The sequence below is a fragment of the Marinobacterium aestuarii genome, from assembly GCF_001651805.1.
Taxonomy (GTDB): domain Bacteria; phylum Pseudomonadota; class Gammaproteobacteria; order Pseudomonadales; family Balneatricaceae; genus Marinobacterium_A; species Marinobacterium_A aestuarii.
Map to the genome: position 1 here is coordinate 4,264,574 of NZ_CP015839.1, position 26,999 is coordinate 4,291,572.

Genomic DNA, 26,999 nt, shown 5'->3' on the forward strand with positions numbered 1-26,999 from the left:
CTTACTCCTGCTCGCGCTTGAAGGCATCACGAATGCCCTCATAGGACTGGATCTGGGCCTCGAAATAGGGTTTGAAACGAAAGCCAGCCAGGCTTCCCACCATGTTGGCGGGGAAGGTCTGCAGGCGAGTGTTGTAGTAGCGGGCGAACTCGTTATAGCTGCGCCGCTCAATGGCCACGCGGTTTTCGGTGCCCTCAATCTGATCCTGCAGGGTGCGGAAATTCTGTGACGCCTTCAGATCCGGATAGGCTTCTACCGCCAGCAGCAGGTGCGTCATGGCCGCCTGGACTTCGCCCTGCGCCTGCTGCAGCGCCCGCAACTCGGTTTCATCCGGGGTATCGGCAGAACTGCCGGAGGCCAGAATTCCAAGGGCACGGGCGCGCGCATCGGTCAGCGCACTGAGGGTCTCGCGCTCGTGGTCCATATAGGCCTGAACGCTGTCGATCAGCAACGGCACCAGATCGAGCCTGCGCTGGTACTGATTTTCAACCTGCGCCCAACCGGCATTAACCTGCTCCCTCGCCCCCACCAGGCCGTTGTACAGCCAGGCCATTAGCGCCATCAGCAGCGCCGCTACAATCAGGCCCAATGTCACAAAAGATACCGAAACAGTACGTTGCATGCTTTCACTCCTTTCCTGATCGAGCTGACCCAGATCAATCGGGCGACTGGTAACATCGGTCGTTTGCAGCGCCGCGGGCACATCGCCGGCATTGTTGGTCGCCATCAACCAGAGTGCGATACAGAGCACAACGACCGGCAGCAGCCAGATCAGCCTTGGCCAGCGCCGCCTGCCACCCGCTGCCGATGTACTGCGCCCGGCGCGCCCTGCTGCCACATTTGCTGCATCGGCATCGCCGGCCAGGGCAAAGACCCGCCGCAGTCGTGCGGCCTCGGCCGGGGTGAGCTTGCCCTCGCGCAACAGGCGCGCAATGTCTTCTTCCTGGCTGTTCATGCGGCACTCCCCTCCAGCGCATCCAGCAGGCGCATACCCTGATCGGCGCTCAGATCGCCCTGCTCTATCGCAGTCAGAATTTCGCGCCGGCGGCTGTCGTCGCGCTGCAGCTCCAGCTGCAGGCTGTCCATCAGCTTGTCGAGCCGGCTGCGCACCGTGGGATAGGACAGACCGAGGCGCTCCTCCATCTTGCGCAGGTTGCCACCGGCCAGAATAAACTGCTCGGCGAAACGCCGCTGCTCAGGCTCCATCCTGGCGAGGCGCGGACGATGAAATTCACCCTCGTACCCCAGACCGCAGCCCGCGCAGCTCAGCCGCGTGATGCTTAGAGCACCGCCACAGCACAGACAGTGGGCCGGATTCAGCACCCGCGTCGCTTCTGCTTTCATCAATGATTCTCAAGCTAGCCATCAATAATGGTAAGAATAGTCAATAAACTGAAGCCGAAACCTTGTAGAAATTAAAACTATGCCTGTGTGCTCAGAATACCTTCGCTGGGCAATAACGCAGACGCTGCTATTGGCTCTACTCGCTGCGGATCCAAAGCGCGTACTACAGTGATACAGCAATCAAAGCTGTGCCCGAAGGAGGATGAGTGAAGCCAGTAGCTACCAGCGCCGCCACGCGCACCGCAGACACAGTCCCCTTAACAAAAAGCCCAGCGGCCCTGCTGCAGGGCCGCAATCTCGGGCTACAGGGTCAGGGGCGCTGGATATGGCGCGGGCTTGAGCTGGCCATGGCCGCAGGCGAACGGGTCGCGCTGACGGGGCCATCGGGCAGTGGCAAAACCACCCTGATGCGGGCCCTGGCAGGCCTGGTGCCACTAACCGAAGGGGAGCTGGTGCTGGAGCAGCGCCCGCTGCAGCACTGGTCAATGCCGGAGTATCGAAGCCGTATCGCTTATCTGGCGCAGCGGCCGGAACTGGGTGATGGTGATACGGTACAGGCTGTGCTGTCCGCCCCTTTCAGTTACCGCTGTCATCGTAATCAAGACTACCCGCACAGTCTGATTGAGCAGGCACTGCACCAACTGGGGCACGATTCTGGCTTTTTGCAGCGCCCGGTGGGGACGCTCTCGGGCGGTGAGCAGCAGATTACAGCGCTGCTGCGCCTGCTTGCATTGCAGCCGGCCCTGCTGCTGCTTGACGAGCCCACGGCCGCACTCGATCCCAGGGCCGCGCTCGCGGTTGAACAGCTGCTGGACGCCTGGCAACGGGACACACCCGGCCGCGCCTGGCTGTGGAGCAGCCATGACAGCGACCAAATCACACGCATGTGCGCACGCCGGATAACACTGCCATGAACAGCCTGGCAACGGAGGGCTACTACTCCCTGAGCATGACCCAGGTTGGGCTGGCCGCGTTGCTGTTACTGGTCAATGTTGCGCTGTCCATCGGCTTGCAGCTGGGGCTAACCCGATCCCTGCTAATCGCCAGTACACGCATGACGGTGCAGCTGCTGCTGGTCGGGCTGATTCTGGAATGGGTGTTTGCGCTCAGTTCGCCGCTGCCGGTGCTCGGTATCGCCCTGGTGATGGCAAGCCTGGCCGGAATCACCGCCGCCGGGCGCACGCGGCTGCGCTTTGCCGGTATCTACTGGGACAGCCTGGTGTCCGTGCTGGGCGCCGCCATGATAGTCACCGGGGCGGCACTGGCGGGCATAGTGCAGGTGGAACCCTGGTACAACCCGCAATACCTGATTCCCATGCTCGGCATGGTGCTGGGAAATATTCTCAATGGCATTAATCTGGGGCTCGACCGTTTCACCACCAGCCTGTTCGATCGCAGCGCCCTGATCGACAGCCGCCTGGCACTGGGCGCGACCCGCTGGGAAGCCGCACGCACAGAAATCCGCGAGGCGCTCAACACAGCCCTGACACCCACCATCAACAGCATGCTGGTCATGGGCGTGGTCAGCCTGCCCGGCATGATGACCGGCCAGATCCTCGCAGGCGCAGCCCCGGTGGATGCGGTGCGTTATCAAATCGTGATTATTTTCATGATTACCTCGGCCGCGGCCCTGGGCTCGCTCGGCGCCATTCTTCTGGCGTACCGGCGCCTGTTCAATGCCCGCCATCAGTTTCTAAAGCACCTGCTGATAAAGCGCTAGACCGTTCGCGGCGGGGCGCCGCGCCTACGGAATTCTTGTAAAAATGTGGCATCACTTTGGACTACACTAGCAGCCTGTCGGACTCCCTCAGGTAGCAGAAACGGCAAGACCGGCCCTTGACGATGATCCCGATGGCTTTTTAGTCGCAAAAAAGACAGTTTAATTTTGAAAATGCGCTCCCTGTCAGCTGGGTTTTCCAGCGGTTTTTAATAGAGGTATACCCCATGCTGTATGATTTAACAGTTGTTCAATTCAGTAAAATGCTACAAAACCTGAGCGCCATTCTTGATAAAGCAGAAGCCTTTGCTGAAACAAAGAAAATTGACCCTGCCGTTCTGCTGAGTTCACGCCTGGCACCCGATCAGTTCAACTTGACCCGTCAGGTACAGATTGCCTGCGATACGGCCAAACTGGCTGTAGCACGCCTGGCAGGCAAAGCAGAGTCGGCCCCCAAACACGAAGATGACGAAACAACACTGGCGGAATTACAGGTACGGATTCAGTCTGTAGTGGATTATCTGTCTGGTTTTACTCCCGAAGACTTCGCCGCGGCTGAAACCCAAACCATCACTCAGCCCCGCTGGAAGGAAAAGTACCTGACCGGCCGGGATTTTGCTCTGCAGCACGCAGTTCCCAATATCTACTTCCACGTTACGACCGCCTATGCCATTTTGCGCCACAATGGCGTGGAAATTGGTAAAAAGGACTACCTGGGCAGCCTGCCCTACAAGTCGTAGTTTTATCTAAGGCTGGCCCCTGTGCGCAACAAACGCGCTTTCCAAGCGGAGAGTCCAGGGAGATAAGCACCCCATCCCGATGATTGTCCAAGTTAAACGCATCGGTACGTCATCCAGCCCACAAAAAAGCCCCTGGCTGCAGTATCTGCAACCAGGGGCTTTACTCGCTAGAGTCTTTTTCGCAGTCAGCTATTCAAGCCGTTCGATCACAGTGGCTATGCCCTGCCCCATGCCGATGCACATGGTGGCCAGGCCCAGGGTGCCATTCTGCTGTTCCAGCACGTTCAACAAGGTGGTGGTGATGCGCGCACCGGAGCACCCCAGCGGGTGACCCAGGGCAATGGCGCCACCGTTAAGATTGACCTTCTGGTCCATCTTGTCCGTCAGCTTCAGCCCCTTCATTACCGACAGCGCCTGGGCGGCGAAGGCTTCGTTGAGTTCAAAGTAGTCAATATCATCGATGCCAAGCCCGGCACGCTTGAGGGCTTTCTGGCTCGCCGGCACCGGGCCATAGCCCATGATGGACGGATCACAGCCCGCCACACCCATGCTGACAATGCGCGCCCTGGGCTTGAGACCCAGGCTCTGGGCGCGTTCGGCGGACATCAGCAGCATGGCGCTGGCACCGTCGGACAAGGCGGACGAGGTGCCGGCGGTCACGGTGCCGACCTTGGGTACGAACACAGGTGGCAAGGCCGCCAGGGATTCAGCGGTGGTCTCGGGGCGAATGACTTCGTCGGTTTCAAGAAGTGACTTGAAGCCGTTTTCATCATGACCTTCAACCGCCACTATCTCGTTACTGAATCGACCCGCCAGGGTCGCCTCATGGGCCCTCTGGTGCGAGCGGGCGCCAAAGGCATCCTGCTGCTCGCGCGATACGCCGTTCATCTTGCCGAGCATCTCGGCGGTCACGCCCATCATCATGGCGGCCTTGGCCACCTGCTTGGACATCTGCGGATTCACATCCACACCGTGGGTCAGGGCCACATGCCCCATGTGCTCCACGCCACCGACCATAAAGAGATCGCCGTTGCCGCTCGAAATCGCCTGGGCGGCGGTATGCAGCGCCGCCATGGACGAACCGCACAGGCGGTTGACGGTCTGGGCCGCGACTGTATGGGGAATACCCGCCAGCAGGGCGGCGTTGCGGCCAACATTGAAGCCCTGCTCCAGGGTCTGGTTAACACAGCCCCAGATCACATCTTCGATCTCGGCCGGGTTGATCTGCGGATGCCGGGCCAGCAGGCCCTGCATGGCGGCAGCGGACAGCGCTTCGGCACGCACATTGCGGAAGGATCCGTTCTTGGAGCGTCCCATGGGGGTACGCACCGCATCGACGATAACCACGTCATTGGGTTTCAGGCTCATCCAGGTATCCTCCTTATCAGCCGTAGTAGGTTTCGCCGCGCTCGGCCATCTGTTGCATGCGTTCGGTGGGCTGGTACAAAGGCCCCAGGTCGGCATATTTGGCCGCCATGGCGCAGAAGTTCGCCAGGCCCAGCTGATCGAGGTAGTAAAGCGCACCGCCACGGAACGGCGGGAAACCGATGCCGTATATCAGCCCCATGTCGGCATCGGCGGCCGAAGCCACTATGTTGTCTTCCAGGCAGCGCACGGTTTCGATGCACAACGGAATCATCATGCGTTCGATAATTTCCTCATCACTGAAATCCCGGGCCGCGCCCACAACACCCTTCAGCGCTGCGGCTACGGTCTCATCCGGCGCCTTCTTCAACTTGCCGCGACGGTCCGGCGCATAGGCATAAAAGCCCTTGGCGTTTTTCTGGCCAAAGCGCTCCAGGCTGTACATGCGATCGATGGCATTCTCGCCTTCGTGGGTCATGCGATCCGGGAAACCCGCCGCCATCACCGCATCGGCATGGTGCGCCGTGTCGATGCCCACCACATCCAGCAGGTAGGCAGGCCCCATCGGCCAGCCGAAGCCTTCCATCACCCTGTCGATACGACGGAAATCGCCACCATCGCGCAGCAGCAGGCTAAAGCCGCCGAAATAGGGGAACAGCACCCGGTTCACCAGAAAGCCCGGGCAGTCGTTGACCACGATCGGCGTCTTGCCCAGGGTCTGGGCATAGGCCACGGTACGGGCCACGGCGGCATCGGAGGTTTTCTCGCCGCGGATAACCTCCACCAGCGGCATCTTGTGCACCGGGTTGAAGAAATGCATGCCGCAGAAGTTTTCCGGCTTTTTCAGTGCCCTTGCCAGTTCGGTGATCGAGATGGTCGAGGTATTGGAGGCCAGAATGGCACCGTCCTTCAGGTACTGCTCGGTTTCCGCCAGCACCGCCTGCTTCACCTTGACGTTTTCCACCACCGCCTCAACCACCAGGTCGACATTGGCGATGTCGCCGTAGCTCAGGGTCGGGCGAATCATGGTCAGGGTTTTGGCAACACCGGCGGCATCCAGGCGACCGCGCTTGAGCTGGCCGCCGAGCAACTGGGTGGCTTCATCCAGCCCCAGCTGCAGGGCTTTTTCGTTGATGTCCTTCATCAGGATCGGCACCCCGCGGGACGCCGACTGATAAGCCACGCCACCCCCCATGATACCCGCACCCAGCACCGCCGCCTGCTGCACGGGCGCAGCACCGGCCGCATGCTTGCGGGCCACCTTCTTGACCTGCTGGTCTTTCAGGAAAAGGCCTATCAGCGCGCGGCAAACATCAGTTTTGACCAGTTTGGCAAAGCCTTTGGCCTCCACCGCCTGGGCGGCATCGCGCTTGAGGTTGGCGTGTTTCTGCATGGTTTTCAGTGCCGCCATGGGCGCCGGATAATGCGGCCCGGCCTGGGCGCCTATCACGCCCTTGGCGGACTCAAAGGCCATCATCTGCTCAACCTGGTTCAGCTTGATGGCACTCTGCTTCTCGACCCGGCGCGCCAGATAATCAAACTTGCCGGCGACGCAGTTGCGCAGCAGGTCCAGACCGGCCTCGCGTAGCTGGGCTGGGGCTACCACCGCATCCACCGCCCCTGCTTTCAGTGCCGCCTCTGCCTTGTGTTCAGCACCGCCACAGACCCACTCATTGGCGTTATCCACGCCCAACAGGCGCGATAGCCGTACCGTGCCGCCCCAGCCCGGATAGATACCCAGCTTCACTTCCGGCAGGCCAACTTTGGCCGCCGTGCTCGCCACCCGGTAATCGGTGGCCAGGCAAAGCTCGAAGCCGCCACCCAGGGCCACGCCGTTAATGGCGCTGACGGTAGGGAACGGCAGATCCTCAATAGAGTTGAACACCTGATTCATTTCCAGCAGGCCGGCAGCGATCTCTTCTTCGCTGCGCTCGAACATCTGGGTGAATTCGGTGATATCGGCGCCGACGATAAAGACATCCTTGGCGCTGCTGAACAACAGACCCTGCACACCGGCAGTGCCCTGCACTGCAGCTACGGCATCGCGCAGCTCGGCCAGGGTGGCCTGGTTGAATTTGTTAACCGAATCGCCTGCGAGATCGAAAACAACCTCATAAAGACCGTCGCCTGCGTCCCGTACGCTGACCGCCTGTCCTGCATACTGCATTCTTGTTCTCCCCACCGGAATCTGTCCGGAGTCTTTAGTCGGTCCCGCCTGAAAGCCGGGGCCAGGGTTGCAGTCCCTGGCTTCAAACATCTTGCTACTGTTGACCATAGTAGTCTCAGCAGCCTTGGCAACAATGACAAAATCAGCCCGCATTACTGACAATTTATTTCAGTAAAATTTTTATTTATATATTTCAATAAGTTAAAAATATTAAAAACAAACCGTTCAATAACACTACGTTTGAAATCAGCTTTTTGAAACCCCCTGCCCGCCGCCTGCCCATCGCTGTGCGGCAGCTAACAGGCAGCGAGTTCAAACGCCGGATACAACAGGGCCGGCACAAGTGCCGGCACTAGGGGCTGAACGCCTGCGCATTTAACCGCGCTGCATGAATGCCATAAGCGCGCCCTGGGCTTCGGCCGAATTCAGCCGCTCGCGGAAGGCATCAATTTCTTCCACCAGCACCTGCTGCAGCAAATCCTGCTGATGCGCCCGCAGCATCTGCTTGCTCTTGCGCAGCGCCTGTTGCGGCAGCGCCGCCAGCGAACAGGCTCGATCCCGCGCCCGCGCCAGCACCTGATCGGCGGCGATCACTTCGTTGATCAGGCCTATGCTGAGGCCGCAGTCGGCATCAAAGGCCTCCCCCAGCACCAGCAGTTCGAATGCCCTGCGGTGCCCCGCCAGTTGCGGCAACAGCAGGCTGCTGCCGCCTTCCGGCACCAGCCCCAGGCGCGCAAAGGGCAGCTGCAGGCGGGTATTGTCGGCGCCGTAGACCAGGTCACAGTGCAGCAGCAGCGTTGTGCCTATACCTACCGCATGGCCATGGATCGCGGCGACCAGCGGTTTTTCGAGCCCTGCCAGGGTCTGCAGCAGGCGCAGCGGCACCCTGGCCGCCTCGGCACTGCCGCCACTGCTGACAAAATCGGCGATATCGTTGCCCGCACAGAAGCTGTCGCCGGCGCCATTGAGCAGCACAACCCGCACGGCATCGTCGTTATCCGCCTGCTGCAGCATGTCGGTCAGGCCCAGGTACATTTCCCGGTTCAGGGCATTTTTTTTCTGTGGCCGGTTAAGGGTCAGCTCCAGCACGCCCTCGTGGCACCGTTGTGTAATCAAGTCAGACATGGCAAATCCTCAATCCCGATATTGCAGGCTGTCGGCCGCAAACTGCTGGCCGGCCTCGGTATATTCATGTTTCAGGCGTGCCACCAGTTCGGCGGTGCTTGGCACATCCTCGATGGAGCCCACGCCCTGGCCCGCCGACCAGACCGTTTTCCAGGCCTTGGCTTCGTCGCTCATATCCACCGGTTTGGAGGCATCGTGCTCCGTGTCCAGCAGGCCGGCGGCCTCCAGGCTCTGGCGCATAAAGCTGGCGGGAATGCCGGACACCTTGGGTGTATAGACGATGTCGGCGGCACGGCTGCCGATAATCATGTCCTTGTAGTCATCCGCCGCCATGCTCTCGCGGGTGTTGATAAAGCGCGTACCCATGTACCCCAGATCCGCCCCGAGCATGCGGGCGGCAGCCAGATCCTGGCCACTGGAAAGGCTACCGGACAATATCACCACACCGTCGAAGAACTGGCGGATCTCGTTGACCAGGGCAAAGGGGCTCAGGGTCCCGGCATGACCGCCGGCACCGCCGCAGACGGCAATCAGGCCATCCACACCGGCCGCCGCGGCCTTTTTGGCATGGCGGATATTGGTCACGTCGTGAAACACCAGCCCGCCATAGCTGTGTACGGCATCCACCACCTCTTTGACCGCCCCCAGCGAAGTAATCACCAGCGGCACCCGGTGCTTCACGCACAGCATCAGGTCGGCCTTGAGACGCGGGTTGGAGGGATGCACGATCAGGTTGACACCAAAGGGCGCGGCCGGCACTCCACTGTCCCGTTCATGGGCCTGCAGGGCCGCGTTAATTTCCTCCAGCCACTGCTCGAAGCCTTCGCTGCTGCGCTGATTCAGCGCCGGGAAGGTGCCTATAACACCGGCCTTGCAGGTCTCGATTACCAGCTGCGGGCCCGACACCAGGAACATGGGCGCGGCAATCAGGGGCAGGCGAAGTCGCCCGTGGAAGGACTCGGGTAAGCTCATGCTGTTCTCCAGGCTTTATAGTTATGGGCCGCCCGTGCCATCAGGCCGGGCGTCCGGAGGCCATCAGGTCGAGGGGGGATCCGGGGTATAGAATTCTGGCAACACACGCTGCACCACCTCGGAATTCTGCGCCCAGGTATGACAGGTATTGATAATGGCACCGCGACGCTCGGATTTTGCATCGCCGCTTTTCGCCGGCCAGAGCGTCTGTATCGCCGTGGTCGCCAGTGGCTGCAGCAGCTCGTTCAGGTGCGTACACCCCTTGACGCCGCCGACCCGTTCGCGGGTCTCGCGCAACCAGCCGGGGCCTATACGGGTGCCTTCAATACGCTTGAACACGCCGACGATACCGGCACACATGCGTGCAGGCGCCGCATCAATGGCACACTCCACCTGGTGAATCAGAAAGTTCTGATCGATGGTCAGACGCATGCTGATGTCATGAAAGGTTTCGCCCGCCGCCACATAGCCGCCGCGCTCCTCGTTGTCGACGTCGCAGGTCTTGATATCCGTCATGCGGCCCTCTATATCCCAGAGGCCGTCTGCGCGCAGGAAACCCACACAATTGACGACGCGATGATGCTGCTGGGTACGACGAGCGGGTTTGGGTAACGGCATACTGACTTGCTCCAATCCTTGATTCAGGCTACTTCGGCGTCCTGGTCGGTTTCTTTCAGCTTGCGACGCAGGACCTTGCCAATGTTCGATTTGGGCAGGTCATGGGTAAACATGACCTCACGGGGAATCTTGTATCCGGTCAGGCGCTCCTTGCACCAGACCCTGATGTCCGCAGCGGTCAGTGCATCGTTGCGACTCACCACGAACAGGCGCACCGACTCGCCGGTTTTTTCATCGGCAACCCCCACCGCGGCGCATTCCACCACGTCCGGGTGAGACGCCACCACATCCTCGATCTCGTTGGGGTAGACATTGAAACCGGACACAATAATCAGGTCCTTGGCACGATCAACGATGCGCAGATAGCCATCGGGCTCCTGAATCGCTATATCGCCGGTGCGAAAGTAGCCGTCGGCGGTAAAGGCATCCGCCGTTTCCTTCTCCCGCTGCCAGTATCCCACCATCACCTGGGGACCGCGCACACAGAGTTCACCCGCCTCTCCCGGTGTCGCATCAGTATCATCCTGGGCAAGAATGCGCACTTCGGTGCCCGCCAGCGGGCAACCGATAGTTCCCACACGCACGCCCCCGGGCGGATTGATGGAGACCGCCGGCGAGGTTTCGGTCAGGCCGTAGCCTTCCATGATTTCGCAGCCCGTCACCTCACGCCACTTGTCGGCGGCATCGTGGGTCAGGGCCATGCCGCCCGAAATGGTAACGATCAGATGACTGAAGTCCAGCGCACGGAAATCCGCCCGGTTGCACAGCGCCACAAAAAGCGTATTGAGGCCGATAAAGCAGGACACCTGCCAGCGCTTGAGTTCGCGCACAAAGGCATCCATGTCCCTGGGGTTGGGAATCAGCACGGTATGGCCGCCGGTTTCCATCACGATCAGCGAGATGGTAAAGGCGTAGATGTGATAGAGCGGCAGAGGCGCGACCGTCGTTTGGCTCCAGTGCCCGTCTGCCCGGCTGATCAGCTCGCAGCCCTGCACCATATTGGAGACCAGATTGCCGTGGCTTAACACCGCGCCCTTGGCAAGCCCAGTGGTGCCCCCGGTATATTGCAGCACCGCAGGGTCTGCGGTTGCCCGCTCAACCGGCTCGGGTTTGAGACCCAGCCCCGTGTCCAGCGCATGACGCAGGCACACGGAACCCGGCAGCGAATAGGATGGCTCGAGCTTCTTGATGTACTTGATGGCGGCATTGAGCAGGGTGCGCTTGAGAAAGCCGTGCAGATCGCCGATCTGGGTCACAAACACATGGCTAATATCGGTATTGCCGATAATCTTCTCGGCGTTATGAGCCATGCTCTTGTGGATCACCAGGGCTTTTGCGCCTGAATCACGGAACTGGTGCTCCATCTCCCTGGGTGTGTACAGCGGGTTGGTATTGACCACCACCAGGCCTGCCCGCAGGGCGCCAAACAACACCACCGGGTACTGAATCAGGTTGGGCAGTTGCACGGCGATACGATCACCGGGCTTGAGATCCGTGTTGCGCTGCAGATAGACCGCAAAGGCATCCGCCAGGCGATCCAGCTCTGCATAATTAAGGGTACGACCAAAACTGGTGAAAGCCGGACGCTCCGGATAATCGCGGCACGCCCGCGCCACCACATCCAGCACCGTTGCGTGCTGCTGCGGATTGAGCTCTTGCGGAATTGAATGCCCTCTTGCCTGAGCCATGCCGTTACCTTTGAATGTTATTGTTTTCGGTTTTTAACCTAATATTCGCATCGGGCCTTAGATCCAACGCAAGGCCCAATGATGAAGCCCCCATGCTTCAGCTATTAACCCGCCGGGTTAATAGCTGAATGCAGTGAGTGTAAGCCATCTGCCTCCCAACATCAGGCCGGCGGAAACAGCTTCGCCAGCTGGGTGGCAACCATGATATCGCCATCGGCACGAACCCGCCCACCCATAAAGGCACTCATGCCGTCCAGTTCACCGCTCATGATCTCGCCGAGGGTCTGGCTGTCCATCGACAGCGTGACTGTCGGGGCCGCGCTTTCACCTTCGGTAATAGTGCAGCTACCGTCGGCAATGGCCACAAACCAGGGGCCGCCATCGTCAAGCTGATACTGGAACACGGCTTCTACACCCGCCGCCGCCGTGGCATCAAACTGCTGTTCCATCTTGGAAAAAAGTGCGTTTATATCGCTCATGCTGCCTGTCTCCGGGTTTGTCGTCTGTTTGTTGTAACGCCTGGCGCGCAATTTCAGCAAGCGGGACACCAAAGCGCGTCCCGGTTTGTATTTTAGTAGCCACATCAGAAAGCGAAGTGCTCGGCATCCAGTGACATCAGATTGTCGGCACCGGACAACATGGTGACACTCAGGCTGCGGGTACGGGGCAGCAGGCGCTCGAAGTAGAAACGGGCGCATTGCAGCTTGGCTTCGTAGAAGGCGCTGTCCGTTGTGCCCTTTGCCAGTTCGGCCTGTGCCACCTGAGCCATGCGGGCCCAGAAGTAACCCAGCACAACGTAGCCCGAGTACATCAGGTAATCCACCGCAGCGGCCCCCACTTCCTCCCGATCCTGCATGGCTTTCATGCCGATCTTCATGGTCAGCTCGCCCCATTCCTTGTTCAGCTCCGCCAGCGGTGTCACAAAGGGCGCCATGGCGGCATCATCGGCCTGAGACTGGCAGAATTTGTGCATTATCTTGGTGAAACCCTTGAGCGCTTCACCCTGGGTCATCAGCACCTTGCGCCCGAGCAGATCCAGCGCCTGGATCTGGGTTGTACCCTCATAGAGCATAGAGATACGGCTATCACGCACGTTTTGTTCCATGCCCCACTCGGCAATGTAACCATGACCACCGTAAATCTGCATGCCGTGGTTGGCCGCCTCATAGCCGGCTTCCGTCAGGAAGGCCTTGGCGATGGGCGTCAGGAAGGCCAGCAGCGCATCGGCCTCTGAACGATCTTCCTCAGTAGCGCCCTGCTTGCCGCGATCCACCAGCTGGGCACAGTAATAAATCAGTGCCCGACCACCTTCGGCAAAGGCCTTCTGCGTCAGCAGCATATTGCGTACCGCGGGGTGCACGATAATCGGGTCAGCGGCGCCCTGCGGATTTTTGGAGCCTGACAGCGCCCGCATCTGCAGCCGGTCGCGGGCATAGCTGAGCGAGTTCTGAAAGCCCCACTCGGCGTGTGCCAGACCCTGCAGCGCCGTGCCCAGACGTGCCGTGTTCATGAAGGTGAACATGCAGTTGAGACCCTTGTTGGCAGGGCCTATCAGATAGCCGGTCGCGCCATCGAAATTCATCACGCAGGTGGCGTTGCCGTGAATGCCCATCTTGTGTTCCAGCGAACCGCACTCAAGGCTGTTGCGCTCGCAGGCAGCCCCCTGGGCGTCGGGCAGAAATTTGGGCACGATAAACAGTGAAATTCCCTTGGTGCCCGCGGGTGCATCCGGCAGACGCGCCAGTACTATATGGACGATATTCTCGGCCATGTCGTGCTCACCGGCGGAGATAAAGATCTTGGTACCGCTGATGCGGTAGCTGCCATCGGCTTCAGGTTCGGCGCGGGTGCGCAGCAACCCCAGGTCTGTACCGCAATGGGATTCGGTCAGGCACATGGTGCCGGTCCACTCGCCGCTCACCAGCTTGGTCAGATACTGCTGTTTCTGCTCCTGGGTGCCGTGGGCTTCCAGGGTATTCATGGCGCCGTGGCTGAGGCCGGGATACATGCTCCAGGCCCAGTTGGCGGTGCCGACCATTTCATTGATCACAATGCCGACGGACTCCGGCAGACCCTGACCGCCCCATTGCGGGTCGTGCGCCAGTGAAGACCAGCCACCGTCGATGAACTGACTGTAGGCCTGCTTGAAACCTTCAGGCGTGATCACCTCACCACCTTCCAGGCGGCAACCCTGACGGTCGCCCACGCCATTGAGTGGCGCCAGCACGCGTTCGGAAAATTTGGCGCCCTCTTCAATAATCGCTTCAATCATGTCCGGTGTGGCATCCTCGGCACCGGTCAGCGCCTGGTAATGCGCATCCGCATCCAGCAGCTCGTTCAGCACAAAGTGCATCTCGCGTCGCGGGGCTTTGTACTCTGGCATGATTTCTATCCTCAACTGGCTATTCACAGGCATCCGGCTGGCAGCCTGTCGGGCTTTTCCGCACTAGATCAGTGGTAAGTCCGACAGGCTGCCACACCGGACGCTCTCGTTATTCTGCAGTCCACAGGATCACCGAATTCGCCCGCCCGACCAATAACAAATGCCCTCAGTTTTAGTGACAAAAATTACCAGCCCCACAAGAAAACCCATATCACCGTGATCAGAGCTTGATAAATAAATAACATTTACGGTCAGTCAGGCAATAAAAAGCCCGTACACGGGCTACGGGCGCACAACTTGCCAATGCACACAAAGCAATACTTAGCTGTGATCCACCATCACGCCACCGGCGCGCATCACCAGCACATCGGTACTGGTGCTATCCAGAATATCCTCGGCCATATTGCCGTAGAGCGCGCCACTAACACCGCCGCGGGCGCTGGTACTGATAACCAGCAGCGCGGCACTCAGATTATTGCTGACCTGGCTGATCCAGAATTCGGCCGGCCCCTCGCCTATATGATGCTGCTGCGGGCTTAGCGCCAACCGCTGACACAGCGCCTGTGCCGCTGCACTGGCCCTGGCGTCGATCAGGCTGGCAACCTGATCTTCTGCCGCCGCACCCAGCATGGGGGGCTCGGTGGCGATGACCGTATGCAGCTGGGCCTTCGCCAGGGAACTGACCAGATGGGCGGCGCGCAGCACCGACTCATCCAGCGCCCCCTGAACCTCAGCATCATGCAGCGGGTTGATCGCCGCCAGTATCCGCTTGCCGACCCAGGACTCGAGGCGCTTGACCAGCAATACCGGCGCCGGCACTTCGCGCAGCAGACGCCAGTCCAGCGGTGCCGTCAGCGCAGGCTTGCTGTGTCGCGGGTCGCAGCCCTTGACCACCAGAGAGTAAGGCTCACGCGCCCACTCGCTGCGCAGGCTGTCAAACAGCGATGTCGTGGGGTCGAGAAGATGCACGGTGCGGTCAACGTGGAGTTGCGCCAGCGCATCATCCATGCCCTCCCAGGCCGGGCGCTTGCCAAACCACAGCAGATCAAGCGGCACATCGGTCACCTCGGCAATCAGGCCGGCGCGATTTAACGCCTCCAGGCAATGGGATCCGCCATCCAGCAGGACCAGTATTCTGTTCGGCGCCAATGGCATTGGCCTATCCTCTTTTAGTTGACGCGAATCGCGCCTATGCAGTGACTCAGGACAGCAGGTCGCTGGTTTCCTTTTGCTCCACCTTGGAGCCGGTATGGCGATAGAGCACACAGGTCAGTGCCGGTAGCAGAATCAGCGCACCCAGCATGTTCCACAGGAACATGAAGGTCAGCAGGATGCCCATATCAGCCTGGAACTTGATGGGCGAAAGCACCCAGAGCACCACGCCAATCGCCAGCGTCAGGCCGGTAAAGGCCACCGACTTGCCGGTGGTGCGCAGGGTCGCCAGGTAGGCGTCAGGCAATGACTGTCCCTGCAGCAGGAAACTGTTCAACTTGGTATAGATATAAATACCGTAGTCCACCCCTATGCCGACGCCCAGTGCGATCACCGGCAGTGTCGCCACTTTTACGCCTATGCCGATCTTGGCCATCAGCGCCTGACACAGCAGGGACGTCAGCGCCAGCGGCAGGATGATGCAGATCACCGTGCGCAGCGAGCGGAAGGTCAGCAGGCAGAGCAAACTCACCACCCCGTAGACCCAGAGCAGCATCTTGTACTGGGCGGTGCTGATCACTTCATTGGTGGCCGCCTCTATGCCGGAGTTGCCCGCCGCCAGGCGGAACTGGATCTGCTCGCTGTCATGCTGTGCCGCGAACGCCTTCACGCTGTCGGTTACCCGGCTAAGGGTCGCCGCCTTGTGATCATCCAGGAACATGATCAGCGGCAGCAAAGAGCAGTCGCCGTTCATCAGCCCGCCGGGCACATAGGCCAGGGAGGCGTTGATCACAAACTGGTTGCGACTCACCGAACGCCATTTCAGGCTGCCCTCGTTCAGCCCCGCCGTGACACGTTCGGACACATCCGCCAGCGACAGGCTGGACTGCACCCCCGGCACGTTGGTGAGGTATTGCTGGAAGCGATCCACCAACTCAAGCGTCCTGAAGCTGGCGCACTGCTCGGCCTCGGTGGTCACCATCACCACGAACACATCGCTGGATGTCGAGTAGTGGCCGGTAACAAAGGCATTATCGAGGTTATAACGCGAATCCTTGCGCAGCTCAGGCGCACCGGAATCCAAATCACCGATCTTCAGCTCAGAACTGGCCTGCAGCCCCGCCAGTGCCAGGCCTGCCGCCACCAGCAGCGCCACAATAGCGCCACGAGGACGGGCAAAAACCGTGAGAATAGCCCAGCGCGAGCTCACCGCCGCCTGGCTGCGCTTCGCCCGGGCGATGGCCCGTTTCCCCACGCCCGCCCAGGACATCAGCAGTGGCAGCAGCAACAGGTTGGTCAGGATGATAACGGCCACGCCTATCGACGCCGCTATGGCCAGATCCTGAATCACCTGAATCTGGATCACCATCAGGGTCACGAAGCCAAGCCCGTCCGACAGCAACGCCGTCAGGCCCGGAATATAGAGCGCACGGAAGGCGCGGCGGGACGCCAGCAGACTGCCAGCACCTTCCGCCTCTTCCTGGGCCACGGTATTGACGATCTGCACGCCGTGACTCACGGCGATGGCAAACACCAGAAAGGGCACCAGCATCGAGTAGGGATCCAGCCCAAAACCCAGCAGCCGCAGCAGGCCCAGCTGCCAGATCACCGCCACCAGCGAGCAGGCCAGCGGGATCAGGGTGCCGCTGACACTGCCAGAGTAGAGATACAGCAGCACCAGGGTGACGCCAAAGGCCACCGCAAAGAACAGGGCCACATCACGGGCACCATCGATCAGATCCCCCACCACCTTGGCAAAACCGGTGATGTGAATATTAATCTGGTCGGATTCGTAGGGCTGGCGCACCAGACTTTCAAGCAGATGAGACAGCTGCTGATAATCCAGCCCGGCGCCGGTTTCAGGGTCGCGGTCAAACAGCGGCACCTGCACTATGGCCGAACCGAAGTCATTGGCCACCAGCCGCCCCAGCTGCCCCGAGCGCAGGATATTGGTGCGCAGCTTTTCCAGCGCGGCGGCCGAGCCGTCGTAGTCATCGGGAATCACAGGCCCGCCGACAAAACCCTCTTCGGTGACTTCGGTCCAGCGCACATTGGGCGTCCAGATCGAGGCCAGCGCCGAGCGATCAACCCCCGGCAGGAAAAACAGCTCGTCGGTCACCTTGCGCAGGCTGTCCTGAAATTCCGGTGTGAAGATATCGCCCTCGGTGGCGGCCACCACCACCCGCAGGCTGTTACCCAGCCCCGCCAAGTCGTCGCGGTAGGTCAGATAGTTCTCGACGTAGGGATGTTCGGTGGGAATCATCTTGACGAAGCTGGCATCAGGCCTGATCTGGCTGGCCTGCCAGCCCAGCACCAGGGTGACGAGGACGAAGAGTGCCAGCAGCGTGCGACGACGGTGAAACAGCACCCGCTCGATCAGATGCTCGCTGCTTTTTACCAGGCCCAGCATCGACAGGGTCAGTGTTTTCATTGTGCAGCTCCCGCTGGCAAGGCCTTGCGCTGAATACCACCTTCACCCACCAGCAGCAGTTGCGAGCCGACCACCAGGGCCGCACTCAAACTCTGGCGCGAACGTTGCTGCAACAGCGGCGCAAAGCCAGCGGGACCACCCACCTGCAGCAGACCACCCTGCCCCAGCAGCAGCAACTTGTAGTCCACCGCCAGGGCGCCGTTAAGGGTCGCCGTGGCATCCAGTTCCAGCGCCTGCCAGTGCTCGCCATCAGGGCTGTGGAACAGATTGCCGCGCAGCCCCATCAGCCAAAGGCCATCGAGCTCGGCCATGGCAAAGAGTGAACCCTCATAGGGGGATTCCAGCGCTTCCCAGCTATTGCCACTGTCGCTGGAGCGCAGCAAGAGCCCGGCTTCGCCGGCGATATAGAGATCACCGGAACTTGTTGCCAGCAGACTGTTGAGATGAAAACGATCGGGGTTGGGCAGGCGGTGACCCAGGGTTTGCCAACTGTTGCCACCGTCCCGGGTTTGCAGCAGCTGACCGTAGGCGCCCAGCACAAAGCCGTGCAGCGGATCGGCGAACCAGACATCCAGCAACGGCATGTTGGGGCCATCCTCCAGCGCAAAGAGTGCATCGTCCAGCGCGTATTCGAGATTTTCCTGCACCACCGGGTCCGCCTCGGCCTCCAGGCTCAGGGCATCCAGCTCGGCTTCAAGCTGTTCCACCCGCAGTGCATTGATGCGGTTGCCATCCAGCTGCAGACTCCAGTGGGCACCGCCATCGGTGCTGTGCAGTACAGTGCCATCATGCCCCACCGCCCAGCCCTGCTGCTCATCGGCGAAACTCAGGGCGGTCAGCAATACGCTGACCGGCACCTCGGCCTGACGCCAGTGATCGCCGCCATCATCGGACAAGAGCACCAGCCCCTGTTCGCCCACCGCCACCAGGCGCCCGCCGGCACGGGCGATATCCAGCAGCAGCGACTGAGTCGCCCGCTCAGTCACCTGAGCCGGCACCTGCAAACGATCGAATGGGGTCGCCGCGAATGTCGGCGCCGTGATAAGGCTATAACCCAGCAGCAGACAAAGCAGCCACTTGCGGCCCTGAATATTGAATCCCATAGTTTTCCCTTCCAGTCCGCCGATCTGCCGCAGCGGCAGATTGACAGCGTTCCGCGTTTTATCTTTATTATGCTGGGAAGCCGAACCAGAAGGTTCAGGTGCAGTGACAGTTCAACGTGCCAGACTACAACCCCGGTCGCCCATGCATTCTAGACCGCAGTTAATCGAAGCATCAGCGATTGCCCGCATTGGCTCAATAACAATCGACACCACATATCCTGACAATATCGATCATCTGTACGATTTGCGCGGTCTACAATTGATTTTATGCCGCAGACAAAGTAAACGTAGGCGGCGAGCTATAACAAGAATTACCTGGCCCTCGCCAGACGAAAAATAATCGAAGGGGAATCTCTGCAATGAAACAGTTTTCTAAAACACTGCTCAGTATTGGTACCGCATTGGCCATTCTGGGTTCAGCTGCTGCAGTTCAGGCTGAAACACTCAAAATCGCACTGGCAGGCCCGGCAACAGGCCCGGTTGCCCAGTACGGCGACATGCAGAAAATCGGCGTAATGGCGGCGATTGACGATATCAACAAGGCGGGCGGCGTGAATGGCATGCAGCTTGAAGGCGTTATTTACGACGACGCCTGCGACCCGAAACAGGCCGTGGCCGTGGCCAACAAGATCGTCAACGACGGCATCACCCATGTGGTCGGTCACCTGTGTTCCAGCTCCACTGAACCTGCGGCTGATGTGTACGAAGAAGAAGGCGTGCTGATGATTACCGCCGCTTCCACCTCCCCGTCCATCACCGAAAAAGGTCACCAGCTGATCTTCCGCACCATAGGTCTGGACAGCCTGCAGGGCAGCATGGCGGCGGATTACATCGCCAACACCGTGAAGCCCAAGACCCTGGCCATTATTCACGACAAGCAGCAGTACGGCGAAGGCCTGGCACAGACCGTCAAGGACGGTCTGGAAGCCAAGGGCATTTCCGCGGTGATGTTTGAAGGTGTGACGCCGGGCGACAAGGACTTCTCGGCGCTGATTGCCAAACTGAAGAAAGAGAACGTCGATTTCGTTTATTACGGTGGCTATCACCCGGAACTGGGGCTGATTCTGCGTCAATCCTCGGAGAAAAATTTCAGTGCCCAGTTCATGGGTCCTGAAGGTATCGTCAACGCCGATCTGGCCAAGATCGCCGGCGATGCAACCGAAGGCGTGCTGGCAACGGCACCGAAAAGCTTCGATCAGAACCCGGAAAACAAGGCCCGCGTTGAAGCCATTACGGCCAAGGGCGAAGATGCCTCAGGCCCGTTCGTCTTTACCGCCTACGCCGCCGTTCAGGTGATGGGCGACGCCATCAAGGCTGTCGGTGATACCGATCCGGTCAAACTGGCCGACTATATCCGCAAGAACGAATTCGATACCTCTATCGGCAAGGTGACCTATGACGAGAAAGGGGACCTGACCGAGTCCACCTTCCTGGTTTACAGCCTGCACAAAGATGGCTCCAAGACACCTGCTCCCCAGTAAATAATTACAATAATCAGGCAGCCCGGGCTCCGCGCCCGTCGCTGCCCACGATACCCAGCTCCGCGATCCGGGGTCGGGCGTCTGTTGATGGTTTAACCGACGCCCCGGGTATCCTTTGACCTGGTTTTTACTATGTCTGAAGCATCGCTCTATTTCCTGCAACAGCTCATAAACGGGCTGACGATCGGGTCCACTTATGCCCTGATCGCCATCGGCTACACAATGGTCTATGGCATCATCGGCATGATCAATTTCGCCCACGGCGAGATTTACATGATCGGCTCCTATATTTCATTCATCGTCATCGCCGGCCTGCTCGGCATGGGGATGGTCGCACTCCCGGTTATTCTGATTATCGCCCTGGTGATTGCGGTCTTCATGGCCAGCACCTACGGCTGGGCTGTTGAACGCGTGGCCTATCGCCCACTGCGCGGCTCCAACCGGCTTATTCCGCTGATTTCCGCCATCGGCATGTCGATTTTCCTGCAGAACTACGTGGTTCTGGCCCAGGGTTCCCGTGATGTAGCCCTGGCACCGCAGATCAGCGGCAGCTGGACCTTCGGTGATCCGCAGCTGTTCGAAGTGTCGCTGTCCTATATGCAGCTGCTGATCTGGGCTGTGACCCTCGTCTGCATGACCGCGCTGACGCTGTTCATATCCCGCTCGCGCATGGGTCGCGCCTGTCGCGCCTGTTCTGAAGACCAGGGCATGACCAACCTGCTGGGTATTGATACCAACCGCACCATCGCCATGACCTTTATCATTGGTGCGGCCCTGGCCGCCGTGGCCGGCCTGTTGCTGGGCCTGTATTACGGTGTGGTAAACCCCTTTGTCGGCTTTATCGCCGGCCTCAAGGCCTTCACGGCAGCGGTGCTCGGCGGTATAGGGTCCATTCCCGGCGCCATGCTCGGCGGCCTGATTCTGGGCGTTACCGAAGCCCTTACTTCCGCCTACTTCCCCTCTGAATACAAGGACGTGGTGTCGTTCGGTCTGCTGATACTGATTCTGCTGTTCCGCCCCAGCGGCCTGCTGGGCAAACCGGAAGTGGAGAAAGTATGATGCGACAGAATTTCTACACTGCCTTTTTCGCCGCCGGCATTACCCTGATCCTCACCTGCCTGATGGTGGGCGTGAAACTCACCTCCGAAGGCACCGAGCTGCGCGTGGTCGGCGCCACCGCCGCCCAGTGGACCTGGATATTCGGTGGCATCGCCATCGTTTTTCTATCGCAGCTGTTCCGTGAGCAGATCAGCGCCGCCACCGCCGGCATTCCGCGCCCCAACCTGGGTGCAATACTGCCCGCCGAGTCCGTGCGCACGCGCCTCAAACCCTGGCTGATCGCCGCGGTCATTGTCGGTCTGCTCATCTGGCCTTTCATGGTATCCCGCGGATCCGTCGATCTGGCCACCCTGACGCTGATCTACATCATGCTGGGGCTGGGTCTCAATATAGTGGTCGGCCTCGCCGGCCTGCTGGATCTGGGCTACGTGGCCTTCTACGCCATAGGCGCCTACACCTACGCCCTGCTGTCGAGCTACTTCGGACTCTCGTTCTGGATCTGCCTGCCGATCGCAGCCCTGATGGCGGCGCTCTTCGGCTTTGTGCTGGGGTTTCCGGTGCTGCGCCTGCGCGGTGACTACCTGGCCATAGTGACGCTGGGATTCGGCGAAATCATTCGTATCCTGCTGAACAACTGGACCTCCATCACCGGCGGCCCCAACGGCATTTCCGGCATCGACAAACCCACGCTGTTCGGGCTGGAGTTCAACCGCCGTGCCAGCGAGGGCGGTACCACCTTCCATGAGTTCATGGGTATCGACTATTCCAGCAGCTACAAGGTGATCTTCCTCTACCTGATCGCCGTGGTGCTGGTGCTGGCCGTGCTCTATGTCATCAACCGACTGATGCGCATGCCGGTGGGCCGCGCCTGGGAAGCGCTGCGCGAAGACGAAATCGCCTGCCGTTCACTGGGCCTGAACCGCACCGTGATCAAGCTCTCGGCCTTTACCATCGGCGCCTCCACCGCCGGTTTCGCCGGCTGCTTCTTTGCCGCACGGCAGGGCTTTATCAGCCCCGAATCCTTCATCTTCATCGAGTCGGCGATCATTCTTGCGATCGTGGTGCTCGGCGGCATGGGCTCACAGCTTGGCGTCATACTGGCGGCCATAGTGATGACCATACTGCCCGAGCTTGCCCGCGAATTTCAGGAATACCGCATGCTGCTGTTCGGACTGCTGATGGTGCTCATGATGCGCTGGCGCCCGCAGGGTCTGTTACCGAGCAAGCGTCCGCACATGGAGTTGAAGTAATGAGTCAGTTACTGCTGGACGTGAATGCTCTGACCATGCGCTTTGGTGGCCTGGTAGCAGTTAATGGCGTCAATCTGAAGATCAAGAACCGCCAGATCGTATCCGTGATCGGCCCCAATGGCGCCGGCAAGACCACCGTTTTCAACTGTCTGTCGGGGTTTTATATTCCCTCCGATGGCAGTGTGCTGTTCAAGGGCGAGCAGATCGCCGGGCTGAAAGACTTCCACATTTCCCGCAAGGGACTGGTGCGCACCTTTCAGCATGTACGGCTGTTCTCCAACATGACGGTGATCGAAAACATGCTGGTGGCGCAGCACCGTCACCTCAATACCAACCTGCTGTCGGGTCTGCTGAAAACAGCCTCTTACCGCCGGCTGGAACAGGAGTCCATGGACCGTGCCGCCTTCTGGCTCGAAGAGGTCGACATGCTGGCCTTCGCCAACCGCGAAGCCGGCAACCTGTCCTACGGCCAGCAGCGCCGGCTGGAAATTGCCCGCTGCATGGTCACCCAGCCCGAATTGCTGCTGCTCGATGAACCGGCGGCCGGACTCAACCCCAACGAGACCAAGCAGCTGGATGAACTGATCGTGCGCCTGCGTGACGAACATGAAATCTCGGTGCTGCTGATCGAGCATGACATGAGCCTGGTGATGGGAATCTCCGATCACATCTACGTTATCGCCCAGGGCACGCCCCTGGCCGATGGCAACGCGGATGAGATCAAGAATAACCCCGACGTCATCAAGGCGTACCTCGGAGAGGAATGACATGCTGCAAATCCACAATGTAAACACCCATTACGGGCCCATACAGGCGTTGCATGATGTCTCCGTCGAGGTCAAAAAGGGCGAAATTGTCACCCTGATCGGCGCCAACGGTGCCGGCAAGACCACCCTGATGATGACCATCTGTGGTGATCCCCAGGCCACCAGCGGCGAGATTCTGTTCGATGGCCAGCCCATCAGCGGGATGCCCACCGCGCAGATCATGCGTCAGGGACTGGCCATAGTGCCAGAAGGGCGGCGGGTCTTCGCCCGTCTCACGGTGCAGGAAAACCTGCACATGGGCGCCTACTTTCGCACCAAGGCCGAGTACGAGGAAACCCTGGAAGAAGTGCTGCTGCTCTTCCCGCGCCTGCGCGAGCGCATTACCCAGCGCGCCGGCACCATGTCCGGCGGCGAGCAGCAGATGCTGGCCATTGGCCGAGCCATGATGAGCAAGCCGCGCATGATCCTGCTCGACGAACCCTCGCTGGGCCTGGCGCCCATCATCATCCAGCAGATTTTCAAGATCATTGAAAAACTGCGTGATGATGGCGTGACCATCTTTCTGGTGGAACAGAATGCCAACCAGGCGCTTAAAATCGCCGACCGTGGCTATGTGCTGGAAAATGGCCGCGTTGTCCTCAGCGGCAGCGGTGCCGACCTGCTCGACGACGAAAACGTGCGCAAGGCCTATCTGGGCGGCTGATCCGCCAGCCCCGCAGGAACATGACTTGCCGCCATAAAAAGGGCGCTGCCACCGGCAGCGCCCTTTTTTCATGTCTGCTGTACCGCCCCTGTCAAACCACTTTAACCGCCCAGGATACGCTGCAGCGCAGCGAAACCCATCAACAGGCAGCGGCTCATTGTTGGGTTACGCCGTGCCCAAGCCGAGCAGATCAGTGTTAAGTCCGGCAGGCTGCTAAACTCATACAGCGGTTTGAAAGCCTGCCGGTCTTTGCCAGTCCTGAACCCACTTCAGGTCCTGCAGACTCTAGCAATCAGGAGGCGCTTATGACCCTTGTGCTGGTGGTCGATGATGAACCCAACATAGTGCTGTCGCTGGAGTTTTTGATGCAGCAGGCCGGCTTCGAGGTGATCACCGCCAATGACGGTGAAACGGCGCTGCTGCGGGTTGCCGAGCAAAGGCCCGACCTGATTCTGCTGGATATCAGCCTGCCCGGCCTCAGCGGCTTTGAAGTGCTCGAGCAGCTGCGAGCTCAGCCCGAACATGCCCGCCTGCCGATTATCATGCTCACCGCCCACGGCCGCGAGGTCGAGCGCGAGAAAGGCCTGGCACTGGGTGCCGACGACTATATCACCAAGCCCTTTTCAACCCGCCTGCTGGTGGAAAAGGTTCAGGCGCTGCTGACGGAAGGCAACTGAAGTGCCTTCGTTCCAGTCTCTGCTGGGTCGCTGGCTTCTGCTCAGTGGCACCTCCCTTTTCAGCGGTATCTTTCTGGGCCTCTGGCTCGACAGCACGCTGCAACCGGCTGGAGCTCAACGCGCCGGGCTCTGGCTGCTGGCACTGCTGCCAGGGGCACTGATACTGCTGCTAGGTGCGGCACTGGAGCGCCGTCTGCTAACGCCGCTGCGCCATCTGCAGGTACAGCTGGCCCGGCTGGCCGCCAACCCCGATGCCACCCGTGATTTTGCCCCCGAAGGCTGGCTGCGCCCGCTGACAGCGGACTTCGAACGCCTGCGCGACGGCTGGCGCGAAGATCGCCAGGCGCTACACAACGCTGCGGAACAGGGCGCCCACAAGGCCCTGCAGATTCGCCACGAACTGGAAGCCGTGCTGCAGGTGCTGCACACCCCGCTGCTCTTGTGCGATCAGCACCAGCGCCTGCTGCTGTTTAACCCGGCCGCAGAGCAACTCTTTGCCCAGTCGCCCGCCCTGGGCCTCGGACGACGCCTGTCCGAGCTGCTGCCGCTGCCCGGCCTGCAGGATGCCTTGCAAGACCTGCCCCGCGACGGCCGCGCTCGTCAGCTGCTGCTGCCCTGGGGTCAACACTGGCTGCGCTGTGATCTGCGCCGTGTCGCCGCCAACCAGGGCGAGGCGCTGATCACGTTGCAGGACAGCACAGCGCAGCAGGCGGCGGATCAGCGCTGGCACGCCCCGCTGGCACACCTGCTGCCGGATCTGCGACGGCGCAGCGCCAGCCTTGTCAGCAGCAGCGAAGTGCTGGCCAGCGGCCAGGCCACCCCCGAGCTGCAGGGCCGGCTCGAGACCATTGTGCGCGAGGAAAGCCAGGCCCTGGGCGCGCTGGTAGACCAGCTGGCCCGGCACTTCGACAGCCTGCAACAGGACCCGGGCCTGCTGCAGGACACCTGGTCCAACGATCTCTGGAGCGCGCTGAGTGAACGCCTGCAGCGCCAGCAGCTTGAACTCCTGGCCATTGGCATTCCCGCCTGGCTCAGGAGCGATGGGCCCGCCCTGCTTGAACTGCTGTGTCGACTGTTAGGTCAGCTGCATGAAGCCACCGGCGAGCGCCGCTTCGAGGCCGAGCTGCGCCTGGGCAATCAGCGCGTTTATCTGGATCTTATCTGGCCCGGCCAGCCGATTGATCAGGGCCGCATCGCCCGCTGGCTGCAGCAACCGCTGACCGATGCCAGTGCCTTTCCCTGCCTGCTGGATGTACTGCGCCGCCACGACAGCGACTGCTGGTCCCTGGCCGACGAGGATGGCCTGCATGCCCGACTGCGGCTGCCACTGCCCGCGCTGGAGCGGGTCGGCGCACCGCCCAAGGCGCGCCAGACAAGACCCGAATTTCACGATTTCAGTATTGCCGACCTGCCGCCACCGGATGCAGAACTCGGCGCCAGGCCGCTGGGACAACTGGAGATGGTGGTGTTCGACACCGAAACCACCGGGCTGGAGCTGCGCCAGGGCGATACCCTGGTGAGCATAGGTGCCTGTCGCATTATCAATGGCCGGCTGCTGGCGCAGGAGGCCTACGATCAGCTCATCAACCCAGGCCGCCCCATGCCGCCCCAGAGCACACAGATCCACGGCCTTGGCGATAGCGACGTGGCCGAGGCGCCGCCCGCCGCGGTAGTGCTGCCACAGTTTCGCGACTTCGTCGGCCACGCCGTGCTGGTGGCCCACAATGCGGCCTTCGACCTGCTGGCCATCAACCTGCATGCACAAACCGCCGGTGTCAGCTTTGAGATGCCGGTGCTGGATACGCTGCTGCTGTCCCGTGCCCTGGACCCGACCCTGGAGGGCCACGGTCTGGATGCCCTGGCCGAGCGCTTTCAGCTCAGTTTTGCCCCCGGCACCCGCCACTCGGCGCTGGGTGATGCCAGGGTGACCGCCGAGCTGCTGTTGCAGCTGCTGCCACGTTTGCAGGCACGCGGCGTGCACAGTCTGGAGCAGGCGCTGCAGTTCCAGGCCAGCGGCCAACGCGGGAGAACAGCCCCATGATGCGCCCCTCTCCCCTGCCACCGCGCCTGATCGCCGTTACCCTGCTGGCCGCACTGCTGTTCACGCCCCCGCTGCTGGGGCTGTTTGATCAAGCCGGCGACAGCGGCCTGTCGTGGCTGCCGCTGTACCTGTTCGGGGCCTGGGCCTTTGTTATTCTGCTCGCGGCGCTGACGCTGGAGCTCAGCGATGACGATTAAAACCGCCGCGCTTTTGATC

At 60.6% G+C, this 26,999-nt stretch carries 24 protein-coding genes; 11 read left to right on the plus strand and 13 right to left on the minus strand.

All coding sequences use genetic code 11. The annotated features are described in order from the left end of the window. Position 1: 1 nt before the first annotated feature. On the minus strand, positions 2-955 hold the full coding sequence (locus A8C75_RS18680) for a LemA family protein (RefSeq protein ID WP_084784159.1): 954 nt from the start codon (positions 953-955) through the stop codon (positions 2-4). Further along, the gene (locus A8C75_RS18685; protein ID WP_067385786.1) at positions 952-1,344 is read right to left on the minus strand and encodes a DUF2089 domain-containing protein; all 393 of its coding nucleotides are present in this window, start codon (positions 1,342-1,344) and stop codon (positions 952-954) included. The genes A8C75_RS18680 and A8C75_RS18685 overlap by 4 nt, the downstream gene beginning before the upstream one ends. Positions 1,345-1,550: 206 nt before the next feature. Between A8C75_RS18685 and A8C75_RS18690 the strand changes: the two genes are divergently transcribed. The 3 genes from A8C75_RS18690 (at position 1,551) to A8C75_RS18700 (ending at position 3,801) form a co-directional block, all read left to right on the plus strand. After that, a complete protein-coding gene (locus A8C75_RS18690; RefSeq protein WP_067385788.1) occupies positions 1,551-2,258 on the plus strand; it encodes an ABC transporter ATP-binding protein in 708 nt (235 codons plus the stop codon). Beyond that, positions 2,255-3,064: an ABC transporter permease gene (locus A8C75_RS18695; protein WP_067385790.1), complete on the plus strand. Its 810-nt coding sequence runs from the start codon at positions 2,255-2,257 to the stop codon at positions 3,062-3,064. The genes A8C75_RS18690 and A8C75_RS18695 overlap by 4 nt, the downstream gene beginning before the upstream one ends. 224 nt (positions 3,065-3,288) lie before the next feature. Next, positions 3,289-3,801 carry a DUF1993 domain-containing protein gene (locus A8C75_RS18700; protein ID WP_067385792.1) on the plus strand — a complete coding sequence of 171 codons (513 nt, stop codon included), beginning with the start codon at positions 3,289-3,291 and terminating at the stop codon, positions 3,799-3,801. 189 nt (positions 3,802-3,990) lie between these two features. Here the strand turns inward: A8C75_RS18700 and fadA are convergent, their stop codons facing one another. From fadA to A8C75_RS18755, 11 genes are all read right to left on the minus strand, one after another. Further along, positions 3,991-5,169 carry an acetyl-CoA C-acyltransferase FadA gene (fadA, locus tag A8C75_RS18705; protein ID WP_067385794.1) on the minus strand — a complete coding sequence of 393 codons (1,179 nt, stop codon included), beginning with the start codon at positions 5,167-5,169 and terminating at the stop codon, positions 3,991-3,993. 16 nt (positions 5,170-5,185) lie between these two features. Beyond that, positions 5,186-7,333 (minus strand): fatty acid oxidation complex subunit alpha FadB, encoded by a 2,148-nt coding sequence (gene fadB, locus A8C75_RS18710; protein WP_067385796.1) that lies wholly within the window; start codon positions 7,331-7,333, stop codon positions 5,186-5,188. Between the two features lie 375 nt (positions 7,334-7,708). Then, entirely contained in the window at positions 7,709-8,458 is a 750-nt protein-coding gene (locus A8C75_RS18715) for an enoyl-CoA hydratase (RefSeq protein ID WP_067385798.1), read from the minus strand. 9 nt (positions 8,459-8,467) lie between these two features. Continuing rightward, entirely contained in the window at positions 8,468-9,430 is a 963-nt protein-coding gene (locus A8C75_RS18720) for an NAD(P)H-dependent flavin oxidoreductase (RefSeq protein WP_067385800.1), read from the minus strand. Between the two features lie 63 nt (positions 9,431-9,493). Beyond that, positions 9,494-10,048, minus strand: a complete 555-nt coding sequence (locus A8C75_RS18725; protein WP_067385802.1) for a DUF2889 domain-containing protein — start codon at positions 10,046-10,048, stop codon at positions 9,494-9,496. 23 nt (positions 10,049-10,071) lie between these two features. Further along, positions 10,072-11,736 (minus strand): AMP-binding protein, encoded by a 1,665-nt coding sequence (locus A8C75_RS18730; RefSeq protein ID WP_067385804.1) that lies wholly within the window; start codon positions 11,734-11,736, stop codon positions 10,072-10,074. 161 nt (positions 11,737-11,897) lie between these two features. After that, positions 11,898-12,215, minus strand: coding sequence for an SCP2 sterol-binding domain-containing protein (locus A8C75_RS18735; protein ID WP_067385806.1), 318 nt, complete (start codon positions 12,213-12,215; stop codon positions 11,898-11,900). A gap of 104 nt (positions 12,216-12,319) precedes the next feature. Then, positions 12,320-14,119 (minus strand): acyl-CoA dehydrogenase C-terminal domain-containing protein, encoded by a 1,800-nt coding sequence (locus tag A8C75_RS18740; protein WP_067385808.1) that lies wholly within the window; start codon positions 14,117-14,119, stop codon positions 12,320-12,322. Positions 14,120-14,440: 321 nt separating this feature from the next. Then, positions 14,441-15,274 (minus strand): universal stress protein, encoded by an 834-nt coding sequence (locus tag A8C75_RS18745; RefSeq protein ID WP_067385809.1) that lies wholly within the window; start codon positions 15,272-15,274, stop codon positions 14,441-14,443. Between the two features lie 46 nt (positions 15,275-15,320). Further along, positions 15,321-17,702: an efflux RND transporter permease subunit gene (locus tag A8C75_RS18750; RefSeq protein WP_067385811.1), complete on the minus strand. Its 2,382-nt coding sequence runs from the start codon at positions 17,700-17,702 to the stop codon at positions 15,321-15,323. Further along, positions 17,699-18,805, minus strand: a complete 1,107-nt coding sequence (locus A8C75_RS18755; RefSeq protein ID WP_067385813.1) for a WD40/YVTN/BNR-like repeat-containing protein — start codon at positions 18,803-18,805, stop codon at positions 17,699-17,701. The genes A8C75_RS18750 and A8C75_RS18755 overlap by 4 nt, the downstream gene beginning before the upstream one ends. A 359-nt stretch (positions 18,806-19,164) precedes the next feature. On the opposite strand from A8C75_RS18755, the gene A8C75_RS18760 reads away from it, so the two are divergent. From A8C75_RS18760 to A8C75_RS18795, 8 genes are all read left to right on the plus strand, one after another. Further along, positions 19,165-20,286: a high-affinity branched-chain amino acid ABC transporter substrate-binding protein gene (locus A8C75_RS18760; protein WP_067385815.1), complete on the plus strand. Its 1,122-nt coding sequence runs from the start codon at positions 19,165-19,167 to the stop codon at positions 20,284-20,286. A gap of 132 nt (positions 20,287-20,418) precedes the next feature. Further along, positions 20,419-21,345: a high-affinity branched-chain amino acid ABC transporter permease LivH gene (gene livH, locus A8C75_RS18765; RefSeq protein ID WP_067385817.1), complete on the plus strand. Its 927-nt coding sequence runs from the start codon at positions 20,419-20,421 to the stop codon at positions 21,343-21,345. Beyond that, positions 21,345-22,595, plus strand: coding sequence for a high-affinity branched-chain amino acid ABC transporter permease LivM (locus A8C75_RS18770; protein WP_067387511.1), 1,251 nt, complete (start codon positions 21,345-21,347; stop codon positions 22,593-22,595). Before livH ends, A8C75_RS18770 begins: the two co-directional genes overlap by 1 nt. Beyond that, positions 22,595-23,362: a high-affinity branched-chain amino acid ABC transporter ATP-binding protein LivG gene (gene livG, locus A8C75_RS18775; protein WP_067385819.1), complete on the plus strand. Its 768-nt coding sequence runs from the start codon at positions 22,595-22,597 to the stop codon at positions 23,360-23,362. Before A8C75_RS18770 ends, livG begins: the two co-directional genes overlap by 1 nt. A gap of 1 nt (position 23,363) precedes the next feature. Then, positions 23,364-24,065 carry an ABC transporter ATP-binding protein gene (locus tag A8C75_RS18780; RefSeq protein WP_067385821.1) on the plus strand — a complete coding sequence of 234 codons (702 nt, stop codon included), beginning with the start codon at positions 23,364-23,366 and terminating at the stop codon, positions 24,063-24,065. Positions 24,066-24,370: 305 nt separating this feature from the next. Then, positions 24,371-24,742, plus strand: coding sequence for a response regulator transcription factor (locus A8C75_RS18785; RefSeq protein ID WP_067385823.1), 372 nt, complete (start codon positions 24,371-24,373; stop codon positions 24,740-24,742). A gap of 1 nt (position 24,743) precedes the next feature. Then, entirely contained in the window at positions 24,744-26,783 is a 2,040-nt protein-coding gene (locus tag A8C75_RS18790; RefSeq protein WP_067385825.1) for a 3'-5' exonuclease, read from the plus strand. Then, entirely contained in the window at positions 26,780-26,980 is a 201-nt protein-coding gene (locus A8C75_RS18795) for a hypothetical protein (RefSeq protein WP_067385826.1), read from the plus strand. Before A8C75_RS18790 ends, A8C75_RS18795 begins: the two co-directional genes overlap by 4 nt. Positions 26,981-26,999 lie beyond the last annotated feature (19 nt).

Excerpts from the sequence above, each read along its gene's own strand:
- A8C75_RS18680 (WP_084784159.1), bottom strand. The coding sequence starts at position 955 with ATGAACAGCCAGGAAGAAGACATTGCGCGCCTGTTGCGCGAGGGCAAG.
- A8C75_RS18685 (WP_067385786.1), bottom strand. The coding sequence starts at position 1,344 with ATGAAAGCAGAAGCGACGCGGGTGCTGAATCCGGCCCACTGTCTGTGC.
- A8C75_RS18695 (WP_067385790.1), top strand. The coding sequence starts at position 2,255 with ATGAACAGCCTGGCAACGGAGGGCTACTACTCCCTGAGCATGACCCAG.
- A8C75_RS18700 (WP_067385792.1), top strand. The coding sequence starts at position 3,289 with ATGCTGTATGATTTAACAGTTGTTCAATTCAGTAAAATGCTACAAAAC.
- fadA (WP_067385794.1), bottom strand. The coding sequence starts at position 5,169 with ATGAGCCTGAAACCCAATGACGTGGTTATCGTCGATGCGGTGCGTACC.
- fadB (WP_067385796.1), bottom strand. The coding sequence starts at position 7,333 with ATGCAGTATGCAGGACAGGCGGTCAGCGTACGGGACGCAGGCGACGGT.
- A8C75_RS18715 (WP_067385798.1), bottom strand. The coding sequence starts at position 8,458 with ATGTCTGACTTGATTACACAACGGTGCCACGAGGGCGTGCTGGAGCTG.
- A8C75_RS18720 (WP_067385800.1), bottom strand. The coding sequence starts at position 9,430 with ATGAGCTTACCCGAGTCCTTCCACGGGCGACTTCGCCTGCCCCTGATT.
- A8C75_RS18725 (WP_067385802.1), bottom strand. The coding sequence starts at position 10,048 with ATGCCGTTACCCAAACCCGCTCGTCGTACCCAGCAGCATCATCGCGTC.
- A8C75_RS18730 (WP_067385804.1), bottom strand. The coding sequence starts at position 11,736 with ATGGCTCAGGCAAGAGGGCATTCAATTCCGCAAGAGCTCAATCCGCAG.
- A8C75_RS18735 (WP_067385806.1), bottom strand. The coding sequence starts at position 12,215 with ATGAGCGATATAAACGCACTTTTTTCCAAGATGGAACAGCAGTTTGAT.
- A8C75_RS18740 (WP_067385808.1), bottom strand. The coding sequence starts at position 14,119 with ATGCCAGAGTACAAAGCCCCGCGACGCGAGATGCACTTTGTGCTGAAC.
- A8C75_RS18745 (WP_067385809.1), bottom strand. The coding sequence starts at position 15,274 with ATGCCATTGGCGCCGAACAGAATACTGGTCCTGCTGGATGGCGGATCC.
- A8C75_RS18750 (WP_067385811.1), bottom strand. The coding sequence starts at position 17,702 with ATGAAAACACTGACCCTGTCGATGCTGGGCCTGGTAAAAAGCAGCGAG.
- A8C75_RS18755 (WP_067385813.1), bottom strand. The coding sequence starts at position 18,805 with ATGGGATTCAATATTCAGGGCCGCAAGTGGCTGCTTTGTCTGCTGCTG.
- A8C75_RS18760 (WP_067385815.1), top strand. The coding sequence starts at position 19,165 with ATGAAACAGTTTTCTAAAACACTGCTCAGTATTGGTACCGCATTGGCC.
- livH (WP_067385817.1), top strand. The coding sequence starts at position 20,419 with ATGTCTGAAGCATCGCTCTATTTCCTGCAACAGCTCATAAACGGGCTG.
- A8C75_RS18770 (WP_067387511.1), top strand. The coding sequence starts at position 21,345 with ATGCGACAGAATTTCTACACTGCCTTTTTCGCCGCCGGCATTACCCTG.
- livG (WP_067385819.1), top strand. The coding sequence starts at position 22,595 with ATGAGTCAGTTACTGCTGGACGTGAATGCTCTGACCATGCGCTTTGGT.
- A8C75_RS18780 (WP_067385821.1), top strand. The coding sequence starts at position 23,364 with ATGCTGCAAATCCACAATGTAAACACCCATTACGGGCCCATACAGGCG.
- A8C75_RS18785 (WP_067385823.1), top strand. The coding sequence starts at position 24,371 with ATGACCCTTGTGCTGGTGGTCGATGATGAACCCAACATAGTGCTGTCG.
- A8C75_RS18795 (WP_067385826.1), top strand. The coding sequence starts at position 26,780 with ATGATGCGCCCCTCTCCCCTGCCACCGCGCCTGATCGCCGTTACCCTG.